15 protein-coding genes and 1 tRNA gene are annotated in these 14,874 nt (G+C 65.6%); 13 read left to right on the forward strand and 3 right to left on the reverse strand.

The window, feature by feature from the left end; translation table 11 throughout:
* The first annotated feature begins 35 nt into the window (after positions 1–35).
* From H7692_RS00630 to H7692_RS00670, 9 genes are all read left to right on the forward strand, one after another.
* Entirely contained in the window at positions 36–1,742 is a 1,707-nt protein-coding gene (locus H7692_RS00630) for a DNA polymerase III subunit gamma/tau (RefSeq protein WP_413541437.1), read from the forward strand.
* Complete coding sequence (locus tag H7692_RS00635) at positions 1,739–2,074, forward strand: YbaB/EbfC family nucleoid-associated protein (RefSeq protein ID WP_201924938.1); 336 nt, start codon at positions 1,739–1,741, stop codon at positions 2,072–2,074. The genes H7692_RS00630 and H7692_RS00635 overlap by 4 nt, the downstream gene beginning before the upstream one ends.
* A 263-nt stretch (positions 2,075–2,337) precedes the next feature.
* Positions 2,338–4,734 (forward strand): endopeptidase La, encoded by a 2,397-nt coding sequence (lon, locus tag H7692_RS00640; protein WP_222136271.1) that lies wholly within the window; start codon positions 2,338–2,340, stop codon positions 4,732–4,734.
* A 171-nt stretch (positions 4,735–4,905) separates the two neighbouring features.
* A complete protein-coding gene (locus H7692_RS00645; protein WP_201924942.1) occupies positions 4,906–5,178 on the forward strand; it encodes an HU family DNA-binding protein in 273 nt (90 codons plus the stop codon).
* Between the two features lie 160 nt (positions 5,179–5,338).
* Positions 5,339–5,413 (forward strand) — tRNA-Val (locus H7692_RS00650).
* A 109-nt stretch (positions 5,414–5,522) separates the two neighbouring features.
* Entirely contained in the window at positions 5,523–5,831 is a 309-nt protein-coding gene (locus tag H7692_RS00655) for a hypothetical protein (RefSeq protein WP_201924944.1), read from the forward strand.
* A gap of 116 nt (positions 5,832–5,947) precedes the next feature.
* Positions 5,948–6,613 (forward strand): response regulator transcription factor, encoded by a 666-nt coding sequence (locus H7692_RS00660; RefSeq protein ID WP_201924946.1) that lies wholly within the window; start codon positions 5,948–5,950, stop codon positions 6,611–6,613.
* A gap of 13 nt (positions 6,614–6,626) precedes the next feature.
* Positions 6,627–8,033: a sensor histidine kinase gene (locus tag H7692_RS00665; protein ID WP_222136270.1), complete on the forward strand. Its 1,407-nt coding sequence runs from the start codon at positions 6,627–6,629 to the stop codon at positions 8,031–8,033.
* A 64-nt stretch (positions 8,034–8,097) separates the two neighbouring features.
* A complete protein-coding gene (locus tag H7692_RS00670) occupies positions 8,098–8,463 on the forward strand; it encodes a hypothetical protein (protein WP_222136269.1) in 366 nt (121 codons plus the stop codon).
* A gap of 332 nt (positions 8,464–8,795) precedes the next feature.
* Here the strand turns inward: H7692_RS00670 and H7692_RS00675 are convergent, their stop codons facing one another.
* Positions 8,796–9,491, reverse strand: coding sequence for a glutathione S-transferase N-terminal domain-containing protein (locus H7692_RS00675; protein WP_222136268.1), 696 nt, complete (start codon positions 9,489–9,491; stop codon positions 8,796–8,798).
* Complete coding sequence (locus H7692_RS00680; protein WP_201924955.1) at positions 9,488–9,775, reverse strand: chorismate mutase; 288 nt, start codon at positions 9,773–9,775, stop codon at positions 9,488–9,490. Before H7692_RS00680 ends, H7692_RS00675 begins: the two co-directional genes overlap by 4 nt.
* A 105-nt stretch (positions 9,776–9,880) precedes the next feature.
* Here H7692_RS00680 and H7692_RS00685 point away from each other — a divergent pair, with 105 nt between their 5' ends.
* The 4 genes from H7692_RS00685 to H7692_RS00700 all read left to right on the forward strand — a co-directional run bounded on the left by H7692_RS00685 (position 9,881) and on the right by H7692_RS00700 (position 14,498).
* Positions 9,881–10,894: a polyprenyl synthetase family protein gene (locus tag H7692_RS00685; RefSeq protein WP_201924957.1), complete on the forward strand. Its 1,014-nt coding sequence runs from the start codon at positions 9,881–9,883 to the stop codon at positions 10,892–10,894.
* Between the two features lie 163 nt (positions 10,895–11,057).
* Entirely contained in the window at positions 11,058–11,495 is a 438-nt protein-coding gene (locus tag H7692_RS00690; RefSeq protein WP_227339601.1) for a DUF1801 domain-containing protein, read from the forward strand.
* Entirely contained in the window at positions 11,492–13,960 is a 2,469-nt protein-coding gene (gene hrpB, locus H7692_RS00695) for an ATP-dependent helicase HrpB (RefSeq protein WP_227339603.1), read from the forward strand. The genes H7692_RS00690 and hrpB overlap by 4 nt, the downstream gene beginning before the upstream one ends.
* A gap of 259 nt (positions 13,961–14,219) precedes the next feature.
* Positions 14,220–14,498, forward strand: coding sequence for an ETC complex I subunit (locus H7692_RS00700; RefSeq protein ID WP_201927191.1), 279 nt, complete (start codon positions 14,220–14,222; stop codon positions 14,496–14,498).
* Positions 14,499–14,605: 107 nt separating this feature from the next.
* On the opposite strand, the gene H7692_RS00705 is transcribed toward H7692_RS00700, so the two are convergent.
* Positions 14,606–14,821 carry a DUF4170 domain-containing protein gene (locus H7692_RS00705; RefSeq protein ID WP_201924961.1) on the reverse strand — a complete coding sequence of 72 codons (216 nt, stop codon included), beginning with the start codon at positions 14,819–14,821 and terminating at the stop codon, positions 14,606–14,608.
* Positions 14,822–14,874 lie beyond the last annotated feature (53 nt).

The following is a 14,874-nucleotide window of genomic DNA, read 5'->3' on the forward strand; positions in this document are numbered from 1 at the left end:
TCGACAAGACCGCGGCGTCCCCCTAAGACGGGGCCATGAGCGATTCCGCCGACGACGATACCCCGATGCTGGGCATGGACCTGCCCGAGACTGCGCCGCAGGCGTCGTCGGGCCCGTACCGCGTGCTCGCGCGCAAATATCGCCCGCAGACCTTTGCCGAGCTGATCGGGCAGGATGCGATGGTCAAGACGCTGGGCAATGCGATCGCGCGCGACCGGCTGGCCCATGCCTTCCTGATGACCGGGGTGCGCGGTGTCGGCAAAACCTCGACCGCGCGCCTGATCGCCAAGGCGCTGAACTGCATCGGCCCCGACGGGCAGGGCGGGCCGACGATCGATCCGTGCGGCGTGTGCGAACCGTGCCGCGCGATCACCGAAGGCCGCCATATCGACGTGATCGAGATGGACGCCGCATCGAACACCGGCGTCGACGATGTGCGCGAGATTATCGAGGCGGTGCGCTATGCCGCCGTGTCGGCGCGCTACAAAATCTATATCATCGACGAAGTGCACATGTTGTCGCGTAACGCCTTCAATGCGCTGCTCAAAACGCTCGAAGAGCCGCCCGCACACGTCAAATTCCTCTTCGCGACGACCGAGATCAACAAGGTGCCGGTTACGGTGCTGTCGCGGTGCCAGCGTTTCGACCTGCGCCGCATTACCCCCGACATGCTGTTCGCGCATTTCAGCTCCATCCTGCAAAAGGAAGGCGTCGAGGCGGAAGCGCCGGCAATCTGGTTGATTGCCAGTGCTGCCGAAGGATCGGTGCGCGACGGGCTGTCGATCCTCGACCAGGCGATTGCCCACGCGGACCTCGATGGCGGCGGCAAGATCAGCGCCGAGCAGGTCCGCGCGATGCTGGGGCTTTCGGACCGGTCGGCGATCGCGCAGTTGATGACGACGATCCTCGAAGGCGAGGCAGGCGGCGCGATCGATTTGGCGCGCGCGCAATATGCGCTGGGGATCGAGCCGATTGCGATGGTGCGCGGGCTGATGGAGCTGACGCATGCGGTGACGCTTGCGAAAGTGTCGCGCCATGACGACCCGGCGCTCGCCGCGGCGGATCGCGAGCGTATCGCCGAATGGGCGCAAAAAATGGGTTTCGCGCCGCTCAACCGCCTTTGGCAGCTGCTCCTCAAAGGGCATGACGAGGTGCTGCGCGCGAACAATCCGCTCGAACATCTCGAAATGCTCTTGCTGCGCGTCATCTATGCCGCGGCGATGCCCGATCCGGGCGAACTGGCAAAGCTGCTCGAATCGGGCGGTGTCCGCACAGCGGCGCCCGGCGCACCGGCGGCGTCAACGGCACCGGACCAGGCGGCGGTCGACGCGACCTCTGGTGCACCGGAAGGCTCCGCTTCCGAACCGCCTTCGCTGACCGCCGCACAGCTTCACCACCTTCTCGAAACGGCGGGACATCACAGGCTTGCGGGCCTTGTTTACGATCACCTCAACATTATCGCGCTCGATCCCGGGGTGCTGGCCTATGCGCCGGCCCCGGCGCTGGGCGACGGCTTTGCACGCGACATCTCCGAAGCCTTGTTCGCCGCGACCGGCAGCCGCTGGCAGGTGCGGACCGACGAGGGCGAGGGGCGCCCCAGTCTCGGCCAGATGCGGGCGGCCAAGCTGGCGGACAATGAAGCGCGGATTCGCGAGTTGCCGGTCGTAAAGGCCGCTCTGGCGGCTTTTCCCGACGCAAAACTTGAAGCCTCGCCCGACAATCGGCATAGGACGGGATCATGAAATCGATCGAAGAAATGATGAAGGCGGCGCAGGAAGCCGCGGCGACCGTGCAGGCGCAGATGCAGGAAGCGCAGGCGAAACTCGATGCTGTCGAGGTTGAAGGCGTTTCAGGCGGCGGCCTCGTCAAGATTCGCGCGAGCGCCAAGGGGCGGATCAAGGCGATCGACATCGACGACAGCCTGATCGTTCCCGGCGAAAAGCAGATGCTCGAAGATCTGCTAGCCGCAGCGTTCAACGATGCGCGTGAGAAAGCCGATCACGCAAGCCAGGAAGAAATGGGCAAGATGACAAGCGGCCTGCCGCTTCCACCGGGTTTCAAGCTGCCGTTCTGACCGGGCGTTTCCATGCTCCGTTCGCTCCGAGGAGGGGCTGAGCCCGTCGAAGCCCCGTCTCGAAGGGCCGAGTGCCCTGTCCCGCGTCCTTCGAGACGCCATTTCGACAAGCTCAATGGCTCCTCGGGACGAACGGCAAGGGGTTCCACGTCCGTCCGTTCAGCACTCCTACATTGAATGCGTGCGAAGTTACGCCATATTAGCGATCAACAGCCTATAAGAAGGGCGGAGCGTCCATATTGGACGGTCGCCCAGGAGTCCCGATGACGCAATCTTTTCCCCTGTTGCCGCTGCGCGACATTGTTGTTTTTCCCCATATGATCGTTCCGCTGTTCGTCGGCCGCGACCGCTCGGTCGCCGCGCTCGAAGCCGCGATGGAAAGCGACAAGGAAATCTTCCTCGTCGCGCAGCTCGATCCCGGCGAGGACGATCCGCAGCGCGACGACCTGTATGACGTCGGTGTCGTCGCCACCGTCTTGCAATTGCTCAAACTTCCCGACGGCACGGTCCGCGTGCTCGTCGAGGGCAAGCAGCGCGCGAAGCTCGCGGCGCTCGAAACCGAGGGGCAGGCGGTGATGGCGACGGTCAAGCCGATCGCCGACGCCGTCGACGAGAGCGTCGATACCGCCGCGCTGATGCGCTCGGTGGTCGACCAGTTCGAAAACTATGCGAAGCTCAACAAGAAGATGCCGGCCGAAACCGCGGTGCAGCTGTCGCAGATCGACGACGCCTCGCGGCTTGCCGACTCGGTTGCGGGCAATCTCAACATCAAGGTGTCCGACAAGCAGGCATTGCTCGTCGAGGATGCGCCCGCGAAGCGGCTCGAAATGGTCTTTGCCTTCATGGAGGGCGAACTTGGCGTGCTGCAGGTCGAAAAGAAGATCCGCGGCCGCGTGAAGCGCCAGATGGAGAAGAGCCAGCGCGAATATTATCTGAACGAGCAGCTGAAGGCGATCCAGCGCGAGCTCGGCAACGATAACGGCGAAGGAGGCGACGACCTCGCCGAACTCCAGCTCAAGATCGACAGCCTGAAAATGTCAAAGGAAGCCAAGGCGAAAGCGCAGGCGGAGCTCAAGAAGCTGCGTGCAATGGCGCCGATGTCCGCCGAGGCGACCGTGGTCCGCAATTATCTCGACACGCTGATCGGCCTGCCGTGGGGCAAGAAGTCAAAGCTGAAAAAGGATATCGCCAAGGCGCAGGCCGTCCTCGACGACGACCATTATGCGCTCGAAAAGGTCAAGGACCGGATCGTCGAATATCTGGCGGTGCAGGCGCGTACCAACAAGCTGAAGGGGCCGATCCTGTGCCTCGTCGGCCCGCCGGGCGTGGGCAAGACCTCGCTCGGGCGCAGCATCGCCAAGGCGACGGGGCGCGAGTTCGTGCGCCAGTCGCTCGGCGGCGTGCGCGACGAGGCCGAGATCCGCGGCCATCGGCGTACCTATATCGGCTCGCTACCGGGCAAGATCGTCACCAACCTGAAAAAGGCGGGGGCGATGAACCCGCTGTTCCTGCTCGACGAAATCGACAAGCTTGGCCAGGACTTCCGCGGCGATCCGGCATCGGCGCTGCTCGAGGTGCTCGATCCCGAGCAGAACAGCAAGTTCAACGACCATTATCTCGAAATCGACGTCGATCTTTCGGATGTGATGTTCGTGACGACGGCGAACTCGCTCAACCTGCCGCAGCCGCTGCTCGACCGCATGGAGATCATCCGGCTCGAAGGCTACACCGAGGACGAGAAGGTCGAAATCGCCAAGCGCCACCTGATCGCCAAGCAGGTCGAGGCGCATGGTCTGAAAGACGGCGAATTCGAACTGACCGAAGAGGGGCTGCGCGACCTGATCCGCTATTATACGCGCGAGGCGGGCGTCCGCACGCTCGAGCGCGAGATTGCGCGGCTCGCGCGCAAGGCGCTGCGCAAGATACTCGAGGGCAAGGCCGAGAGCGTCACCATCACCCCCGACAACCTGTCCGAATTTTCGGGCGTGCAAAAATTCCGCCACGGAGTCGGCGACCAAGAGGACCAGGTCGGCGCGGTCACGGGGCTCGCCTGGACCGAGGTCGGCGGCGAATTGTTGACGATCGAGGCGGTCACGGCGTCGGGCAAGGGACAAGTCCGGACGACGGGCAAGCTCGGCGAGGTTATGACCGAGTCGGTACAGGCCGCGCTGTCGTTTGTGAAGGCACGCGCGCCGGCCTATGGCATCCGTCCTAGCCTGTTCGCGCGCAAGGACATTCATATCCACTTGCCCGAAGGCGCCGTTCCCAAGGACGGGCCGTCTGCCGGTGTCGGGATGGTAACCGCAATGATCTCGACGCTTACGGGAATCGCGGTGCGCAGGGACGTTGCCATGACCGGCGAGGTGACGCTGCGCGGACGCGTGCTTGCGATCGGCGGCCTCAAGGAAAAGCTGCTCGCGGCGCTCCGCGGCGGGATCACGACGGTCCTGATTCCCGAGGAAAATGAAAAGGATCTGGTCGAGATTCCGGCGAACATCACCGACAAGCTGAAGATCGTCCCGGTGAGCCACGTCGACCAGGTTCTCGCCGAGGCGCTGGCAGGCCCCGTCGAGCCGATCGAATGGACCGAAGCGGACGAACTCGCCGCCTCGCCGCCGATTGCGCCGGGCGCGGACCCCGAGAACCCGATTCGTCACTGACCTGACGTAAATCTGCGCTTGTCGAGCCGTCTTTTCGTCGCATAAACGTCATTTAGGCGCGTTTTTAGCCATTTTTTGCTTTGACAAGGCGGGGCGAAACAGCGTTAGTGGCGCGCCATGGCTTCGGGCCATGAATCAGTTATCCAACCATATTGCAGGGGTTCCTTAGGCATGAACAAACAAGACCTGATCGCCGCCGTCGCAGATTCGAGCGGCCTCACCAAGGGCGATGCCAGCAAGGCCGTCGAAGGCGTGTTTGACGCGATCACCGGCACGCTGAAGAAGGGCGGCGAAGTCCGCCTCGTCGGCTTCGGTACCTTCGCTGTCAGCAAGCGCAAGGCTTCGACGGGTCGCAACCCGCGCACCGGCGAAACGATGACCATCGCGGCATCGAACCAGCCGAAGTTCAAGGCCGGCAAGGCCCTGAAGGACGCCGTCAACTGATCGGCAGTCTTATTTGACGAATGACAGTCGGGCCGTAGCGCAAGCTGCGGCCCGAATTGTATCGAAGGCCCCGGCGGTTCAAATCGCCGTTGCAATCCCGGTACGAGCGGCTATGGACGTCCGGCTTTCGGACGCCGCGATCAGCGGCAGGCACCGGAACGGGCGCGTAGCTCAGCGGTAGAGCACACCCTTCACACGGGTGGGGTCACAGGTTCAATCCCTGTCGCGCCCACCATTGCCTCCGGGCAATGCGGTCACGCTCACAATAGAAGCGCGGCGAATCCTAATCCTTCTTGACTGCGCCATTCATCGGCTATTCAAAGCGGGCGCACTAGGAAGGCTCCATGATCCGAACTTTGACCCTTGCCCTGACTATTGCGCTGCTCGCTGCCGCAGGAACGCCCGCGCTCGCGCGCGGCGACCGCGACCAGAATAATCTGCGCGAAGCGGCTGCACAGGGACAGGTGATCCCGCTCAACCGGCTCGTCGCCGAAGTGCAGTCGCGCGCGCCATATAGCGACATGACCTATCTGGGCGGGCCGCAGTTCGATGCGGGGCGGATGATCTATGCGCTCAAATTCATGGACGGGTCGCAGGTCGTGATCGTCTATGTCGATGCCCGCACCGGCCGGATCGTCGGCCGCAAGCCCTGAGCCCCCGGAAATTCGACGGCTTCCCCAAACGACATTTTGCGATGATCGCCGGGAGTTGATAAACAGTCGGCAACGTGCGACCGGCGTATGCCGGTACGCAAAGGAAAGGCGCCTGAATGCGGATTTTGATTGTCGAGGACGAACCCACGCTGGGCCCGCAGCTCAAGGCGACGCTCGAAGGGGCGGGCTATGCCGTCGATCTCGCCACCGACGGCGAGGATGGCCATTTCCTCGGCTCGACCGAAAGCTATGATGCGGCGATCCTCGACCTTGGCCTGCCCGAGATTGACGGGCTGACCGTGCTCGATCGCTGGCGGCGCGAAAAGCGCAATTTTCCGGTGCTCGTGCTCACCGCGCGCGACAGCTGGTCGGACAAGGTGGCGGGGCTCGATGCGGGCGCCGACGATTATCTCGCCAAGCCGTTCCAGACCGAAGAACTGATCGCACGCCTGCGCGCGCTGATCCGCCGCGCCTCGGGCAATGCATCGAGCGAACTGACCGCTGGCCCCGTACGCCTCGACACGCGCTCGGGCCGCGTAACGCTCTCGGGCGAGCCGGTGAAGCTGACCGCGCAGGAATATAAGCTCTTGTCCTACCTGCTCCACCACAAGGGTAAGGTCGTGTCGCGCACCGAGCTGATCGAGCACATCTATGATCAGGATTTCGACCGCGATTCGAACACGATCGAGGTTTTCGTGACGCGCATCCGCAAGAAGCTCGGCGCCGATATCATCACGACGATCCGCGGACTCGGCTACCAGCTCGACGACCCGCAAGCCTAGGCTGGGCGTGGCGATGGCCGACGCCGAAGCCGCCCCGACGGTCGCGCCAGACCCCGACGCGGCGGACCGGCCGGCGGCGCTGACCAGCCGCATCACGGGTTCGCTCGCGCGGCGCATGATTGCGATAGCCGCGCTGTGGATCACGCTGCTGCTGTTCGGTGGCGGCTTTGCGCTCGACCGCGTGCTCACGAGTGCAATCACCCGCAATTTCGATTCGAACCTCGAATATGTGCTGATGTCGATGATCCGCTCGTCGGAAATCGGCCCCGATGGCGAGGTGCGGATGATCGAGCCGCTGGGCGATCCGCGCTTCCTCGAGCCCTATAGCGGGCTCTACTGGCAGATCAGCGGCGGACGGCAGGAGCCCTATTCGTCGCGGTCACTGTGGGAACGCCGCCTTGTGACGTCGCAGGCGCACGACGACGAGGCGCTGCACACCTATGACAGTCAGCAGTTTCCCGAAGAGGAACTGCGCGTGCTCGAACGCGACATATTGCTGCCGGGCAGCGACACGCGCTGGCGTTTCCAGATCGCCCAGTCGCGCGAGACGCTCGATACCCAGATCCGCGCGGTGCGGCAGACGTTGATCCCCAGCCTTGTCCTGCTCGGCGTCGGCCTCATCATATTGGCCGCGCTCCAGACATTCTACGGTCTCTGGCCGCTACGCCATATTCGCCGCGCGATCGCGGCGATGCGCGGCGGCGAGAACCGGCGGGTCGATGCGCCGCTGCCGCTCGAAGTCCAGCCGATGGTCGAAGAGCTCAATGCGCTGCTCGCGCATAACGAAAAGCAGGCAGAAGAGGCGCGGTTGCACGCGGGCAACCTCGCGCATGCGCTGAAGACGCCGCTGACCGTCCTGCTCAACACCGCCGCGGGCGACACGACGCCGCTCGCCCACACGATCCGGCGCGAGGCGGCGACGATGCAGCGGCAGGTCGAACATCACCTTGCCCGCGCGCGCGCCGTCGGCCGCCGCGGCGCCACGCAGGCGCGGGCCAACGTCCATGACAGCGTCGAGAGCGTGTCGCGCGCCGTTGCGCTCCTCTATCCCGACGCGCGGCTTGATCTGGCGGGCGACAAGGAGCTTGTCGCGCGCGTCGAGCGGCAGGACCTCGACGAACTGGTCGGAAACCTCCTCGAAAACGCCGCAAAATATGGCGGCGGCAGCGTCTTCGTCACGATTCAGCGCGATGGTTCCTCCGCCGAAATGCTCGTTGAGGACGACGGCCCCGGTATCTCGCCCGCCGACCGCTCGCGCATCTTCGACCGCGGCGTCCGCCTCGACAGCGGCAAGCCGGGCACCGGTCTGGGTCTTGCGATCGTGCGCGACGTGGCGGAAATCTACGGCGGGACGATCGTGCTCGAGGAAAGCGAGGATCTGGGCGGATTGCTCGTCCGGCTGCGGTTGCCGGCGGGATAGTTTGGCGGCTTTGGGGTGGGGAGCTGACATCGACAGGCGCGGGTGATGACGTTAGCTTAGCCATATGAACGCGGATTACGCAAATGTCGGCCTAGGCGGCGATGGTGACGAAATTTCCGCCATTGAAGAGGTCGAGAGCGAGTTTGGGGTTCGTCTTGATTATTCGGATGCAGCTCAATGGTCGACAGTCGGCGATGTTTACGCCGCGTTGATGGCGCAACTGCCCCCCGAAGAGGCCAAGCGACCCGATGTTTGGGACCGTTTTTCCCGAGCGATATGTCGTAAAACAGGAATTTCGCCTTCTAGCGTTGGGCTTGAAAGTGGCCTGATTGCCGAAGATGGAATGTGGGTGTCACTCGTGCCAGGGAGGCGGGTGCTTTTTGCCTTGGCAATTATTGCGGCAATAATTGCGATCAATATTCTTCGCTAAAATCCGGCTGCCGCTTTATCGTCCGCAATCGGTCGTTTGCAGCCATTACCCCCAGATCCGCAGTGAACGGCCGATATGGGGTGGGGAGTGGACGTTCAATAATTCCCTCGTCACCCCGGGCTTGACCCGGGGTCCCGCTCAGCGGCGCCATAGAAGCGGGACCCCGGATCAAGTCCGGGGTGACGATACTGTGAATGTCACTTTTTGGTCGTTACCAGACCTTCGTCATCCCGGACTTGATCCGGGATCCATGACGTCGGCACACCGGTGGGATCCCGGCCTCCGCCGGGATGACGGCGGCTTAATTGTCCGCGACAGAACGACAATCCGCGTCAGGCCGCCGTCACCACCAGCCCGCGCTGCACCCCCGGTCTTGCCAGCCCCGCATCGAGCCAGCGCCTGACATTGCCGAACCGTTCGAACCTGACGATCTCCGCGGCCTCGTAAAATCCGATCAGATTGCGCACCCAGCCGAGCAGCGAAATATCGGCGATGCTGTAATCATCGCCCATCACCCACGCCCGCGTCGCCAGCCGTTCGTCGAGCACGCCAAGCAGCCGCGCGGATTCGGCGGCGTAGCGGTCGCGCGGGCGCTTGTCCTCAAAGTCGCGGCCCGCGAATTTGTGGAAAAAGCCGAGCTGGCCGAACATCGGCCCGACGCCGCCCATCTGCCACATCACCCACTGGATCGTCGCATACCGTGCATTGGGGTCGGCGGCGATGAACTGGCCGCATTTGTCGGCGAGGTAGAGCAGGATCGCGCCCGATTCGGACAGCGCCAGCGGCGAACCGTTCGGCCCGTCGGGGTCGTAGATCGCCGGAATCTTGCCGTTGGGGTTGAGCGCCAGGAAGGCGGGGTCGTGGCTTTCGTTCGCGCCGATGTCGATGCGGTGCGGTTCATAGGGGAGCCCGCATTCCTCCAGCATGATGCCGACCTTCACGCCATTCGGCGTCGGCGCCGAAAAAAGCTGCAGGCGATCGGGATGCTCTGCGGGCCAGCGCGCGAAGATCGGGTGATCGAGCGTCAAGCACCCGCCTCGCGCTTCAGATGTTCGTGATGGCGGATCACCTCGTCGATGATGAAGCGCAGGAACTTCTCGCTGAATTCGGGGTCGAGGTCGGCCTCGCGCGCCAGGGAGCGCAGCCGGTCGATCTGGCGCGCCTCGCGGTCGGGGTCGGCGGGGGGCAGGTCGATGCGCGCCTTGAGTTCGCCCACCGCCTTGGTCACCTTGAACCGCTCGGCGAGCATATAGACGAGCGCGGCGTCGATATTGTCGATGCTCTGTCGATAGCGGCTCAACTCGTCGTTCATGCGCCTTCCTCCCTCTGGCCGGGCACGCTTGGCACCGCGAAGGGGGCGCTGGCAAGCCGAAAGTCGTTGCAAATTCGCCGGTGCACGGCCAAGGCAGCGCACGTCATGACAGCCGATATCCACCAGCTTCACGGAGAGAAGCCGCCTTCGCTCGATCCGATGATGGCGCTTGTCGCCGCCGACATGAACGAGGTCAACGCGGTCATCCTCGACCGGATGCAGTCCGAAGTGCCGCTGATCCCCGAGCTTGCGGGGCATCTGATCGCCGGCGGCGGGAAACGGATGCGGCCGATGCTGACGCTCGCCTGCGGGCGATTGCTCGACTATCCGGGCCGGCGCCACTGCAAGCTCGCCGCGGCGGTCGAGTTCATCCACACCGCGACCCTGCTCCACGATGATGTCGTCGACGGGTCGGACCTGCGCCGCGGGCGCAAGACCGCGAACCTGATCTGGGGCAACAGCGCGTCGGTGCTCGTCGGCGATTTCCTGTTCAGCCGCGCCTTCGAGGTGATGGTCGAGGACGGCTCGCTCAAGGTGCTCAAGATATTGAGCCGTGCCTCCGCAGTGATCGCCGAGGGAGAGGTCAACCAGCTCTCCGCCCAGCGGCGGATCGAGACGAGCGAGGACCAGTATCTCGCGATCATCAACGCCAAGACCGCCGAGCTGTTCGCGGCGGCGTGCAAGATCGCCGCGGTCGTCGCCGAGCGCGACGAGGCGACCGAAGCGGCGCTCGACGCCTATGGCCGCAACCTTGGCATCGCCTTCCAGCTCGTCGACGATGCGATCGACTATGTTTCGGACGCGGAGACGATGGGGAAGGGCGTCGGCGATGACTTTCGCGACGGCAAGGTGACGCTGCCCGTCATCCTCGCCTACGCGCGTGGCACGCCCGAGGAACGCGACTTCTGGAAACAGGCGATCGTCGGCCACCGCGCATCGGACGAGGATCTCGCCCATGCGACCACGCTGCTCCACAAGCATGACGCGATCGCCGACACGCTCGCGCGCGCGCGCCACTATGGCCAGCGCGCGGTCGATGCGATCGGCGGCTTCCGCCCGAGCCAGGCGAAGGCCGCGCTGACCGAAGCGGTCGCCTTTGCGGTCGCGCGCGCTTATTAGATTACCCGCAATCCCTCTCCTTCAGGGGAGGGCAGCGAGACTTGGCAGCTTGCTGCCTAGTCGCAGCGGGTGGGGGCCAGCGGCCTTGTGCAAGGCGTCGGCCCCAACCCCAACCCAGTTTCAGGTAAACAGTCCCCCGGACTGTTTAGGTCATGCCGGGGGCATGACCGACCTGAAACTCCTGAAGGGGAGGGGCTTTTCGGGGGAACGGATGATGCCAATGATGGGGCCAGCGGCCGAAAGCCCCGACGCCTATATCGCCGCGCTGTTGGGCTGGCAGCGCAAACGCTGCGAAATGATGCGCGCGGCGATCATGGCGGCCGCGCCCTTCGATGAAACAATCAAATGGACCAATCTGGTGTTCATGGCGAACGGACCGTGCATCCTGATCCGCGCCGAGGAACATCGTGTGCTGCTGGGTTTCTGGCGCGGTAAAAGGCTGCGCGAGTTCGACGCCCGGATCAAGGCGAGCGGGAAATATGAACTCGGCAATCTGGTGATGACCGAAGGGACCGAGGTGACGGCCGAAGCCGTCGCGCGGCTCGCGGCCGAGGCCTATCGTCTGAACCTTGAACTGGGCAATCCTGCAAGGCGGACATGACGCGAACTCTGCTTCCCATCGACGCGGTACTGCCCGACATTCTCGCGGCGCTGCTGCTCAAGCCCAATGTCGTCGTTGTCGCGCCGCCGGGCGCGGGCAAGACGACGCGCGTCGCGCCCGCGCTGCTCGACCAGCCGTGGTGCAAGGGGCAGGTGTGGCTGCTGTCGCCGCGCCGGCTTGCCGCGCGCGCTGCCGCCGAACGCATCGCCGAGGAGATGGGCGAGCCGGTCGGCGGCAGGATCGGCTATGCGACGCGCCTCGACAGCAAGCAGTCGGCGGCGACGCGGCTGCTCGTGATGACGCCGGGGCTGTTCCGCAACCGCATCCTCGCCGATCCCGAGCTTGCGGGCGTGTCGGCGGTGCTGTTCGACGAGGTTCACGAACGCAGCCTCGACAGCGATTTCGCGCTCGCGCTGGCGGTGGATGCGCAGCAGGGCTTGCGCGACGAAATTCGCCTGCTCGCCATGTCGGCGACGCTCGACGGCGCGCGCTTCGGCGCGCTGCTTGGCGACGCGCCGGTGGTGAAGAGCGAGGGGCGAAGCTGGCCGCTCGATCTGCGCCACATCGGCCGCCGCGCCGAAGACCGGCTCGAAGCGTCGGTTCTGGCGGCGGTGCGGCAAGCGATGGCGGAGGAAGACGAGGGCGACATGCTCGCCTTTCTTCCCGGCGTCGCGGACATCGAGCGCGCCGCCGCAGCGGTCGAGGCGTCGGGACTGCCGCTTGTCGTTCACCGGCTGCACGGCCAGATCGACCCCGCGCTTCAGCGCAAGGCGCTCGTGCGCGATCCTGCGCGCCACCGCAAGCTGATCCTCGCGACGAGCATCGCCGAAACCAGCCTGACGATCGACGGCGTGCGCATCGTCATCGACGCCGGCCTGTCGCGCCGCCCGCGTTTCGACAAGGCGGCGGGGATTTCGCGGCTGGCGACCGAGCGCGCGAGCCAGGCGTCGGCGACGCAGCGCGCCGGGCGCGCGGCGCGGCAGGGAACGGGCGTCGCCTATCGTTTGTGGGAGGCCGCGGCGACCGCGGGGATGCCGCCCTTCGACCCGCCCGAGATTCACGAGAGCGACCTGATGCCCGTCGTACTCGACTGTGCGAGCTGGGGGATTATCGATCCGCGCCAGCTCGGCTGGCTCGATCCGCCATCGCCCGCATCCGTAGCCGACGCCAAGACGCGATTGCAGGCGATCGGGGCGCTCGGCGGTGACGGGCGGATCACCGCGCACGGCCAGGCGCTTGCCGCGATCCCGCTTCCCGTCCCGCTCGCGCATATGCTGATCGAAGCGGCGTGCGCCGGGGAAGGGGAGTTGGCCGGCCGGCTCGCGGTGTTGCTGACCGAGCCGGGGCTTGGCGGACGCAACGTCGATGTCGAAGCGCGGCTCGGACGGTGGCGAGCGACGCGCGGCGAGCGCGCCGAGGGCGCCGCACGTCTTGCCAAACGCCTAGCCGCGCTGGCGGCCCGGCAGGCTCCCCGCGACGCCGTCGCCGAACCGCGCACGCTCGGCGGCTGGATCGCGACCGCCTGGCCCGATCGCGTCGCGCGGCAGCGCGCGGGACAGCGCGGCGAATATCTCAGCGTCGGCGGCCGCGCCTATCGCATCGACCCCGCCGAACAGCTCGCGGGCAGCGAATGGCTCGCGATTGCCGATGCGCAGGGCCATGCCGCGGGCGTGCGCATCCTCGCCGCCGCGCCGGTCGACGCGGCCGAGGTCGAGGCGTTGTTCGCGGGCCAGATCGTCCAGCACGCCGCGAGCAGCTATGATGCCGCCGCCGACCGTGTCGATCATCGGCGCGAGCGGCGGCTTGGTGCGATTGCGCTCGCGAGCGGCAAGGCTCCGCGCGAAAGCGCCGCCGACGACGATGTTGGGGTGCGGCTCGCGGCGGTGCGCGACAGGGGGCTGGGGCTGATCGGCTGGGGACCGGCGTCGCAGGCGCTGCGCCAACGCGCCTCTTTCGCAGGGATCGACACGCTATCGGCCCCCGCGCTCGCCGACAGCCTCGACCTCTGGCTCGCGCCGCTGCTCGAAAGATGCCGCGGGCTGCGCGACATCGGCGACGGCAGGCTGGTCGACGCGCTGATGGGACTGCTCGACTGGTCGGCGCGCCAGCGGCTCGAAAAGCTCGCGCCCGCCGACTATGCGACCCCCGCGGGCAGCCGCCATGTCATCGACTATGGCGCCGAGGCGGGGCCGACCGTCAGTGTGCGCGTGCAGGAAATGTTCGGGCTGACGCGGCACCCGACGATTGGCGAGCCGCCGGTGCCGCTCGTCCTCGCGCTCACCTCGCCCGCGCACCGCCCGATCCAGACGAGCCGCGACCTGCCGTCCTTCTGGGCGGGGAGCTGGCACGAGGTCGCGAAAGAGATGCGCGGTCGCTATCCCAAGCACCCCTGGCCCGACGACCCCGCAAGCGCGCGCCCGACCCTGATGACCAAGGCGGCGCAGGCGCGGCGCGATGCGCAATAGCCGCCATATCTGACAGGCGCGTGACCGGTATCCTACCCATCGCCAAAAAGCTGTTCCCTGGCGAAAGCCGGGGTCCAGCGCGGGATAGCGCTGCGCCGCTTGGGCGCCGGCTTTCGCCGGGGAGCACCTTTCTCGTGCGAGGGAGCAGTCGCCGCCTTGATCCAGCGTGGCGAGGATGAAGGGTGGCGCCTTTCCTCTTTTCGCGCACTGCGCTTGGCGCTAAGGCGGCGCCATCGGTAGCCAGTTCAGGATGGACCCAATGAAAGCGCGGATATTCCAGAAGCCCAAGAATGCGATGCAGTCGGGGCGTGCCGGGACCGACCGCTGGATGCTCGAATTTGCGCCCGCCGAGGCGCGCAAGGCCGACCCGCTGATGGGCTGGGCCGGAAGCGGCGACACGCGCCGCCAGATTCGCCTGACTTTCGCGACGCGCGACGAGGCGGTGGCCTATGCCGTGCGCTATGGGATCGATGCCGAGGTCATCCCGACGCCCGAGCGCAAGCTGAAGATCCAGGCCTACGCCGACAATTTCCGCTGACTGATCGTCACCCCCGCGAAGGCGGGGGCTGCAATCGGCCTTGCGCTTCGCTGTGCTGGCGCCGCCGCCTTCGCGGGGGGCGACGCGGCTACGTCGCCTGACCGCTCCTATTCCGCGTCGGGCTGCAACAGCTTGTGCAGGTGGACGACGACATATTTCATTTCGGCGTCGTCGACGGTGCGCTGGGCGGCGCTGCGCCAGGCCTTTTCGGCCGACTTATAGTCGGGGAACAGACCGACGACGTCGAGCTTTTCGAGGTCGACGAAATCGAGGCCCTGCGGGTCGCTGACGCGGCCGCCGAAAACCAGGTGCAATTTGCTCATCGATGCAATCCTTGCCGTGTAGCGCGGGGAGAGGAGGTGGCGCCCCCTATCAG

The sequence above is a fragment of the Sphingopyxis sp. P8 genome (assembly GCF_020622175.1).
In the GTDB taxonomy this organism is placed as follows: Bacteria; Pseudomonadota; Alphaproteobacteria; order Sphingomonadales; family Sphingomonadaceae; genus Sphingopyxis; species Sphingopyxis jiangsuensis.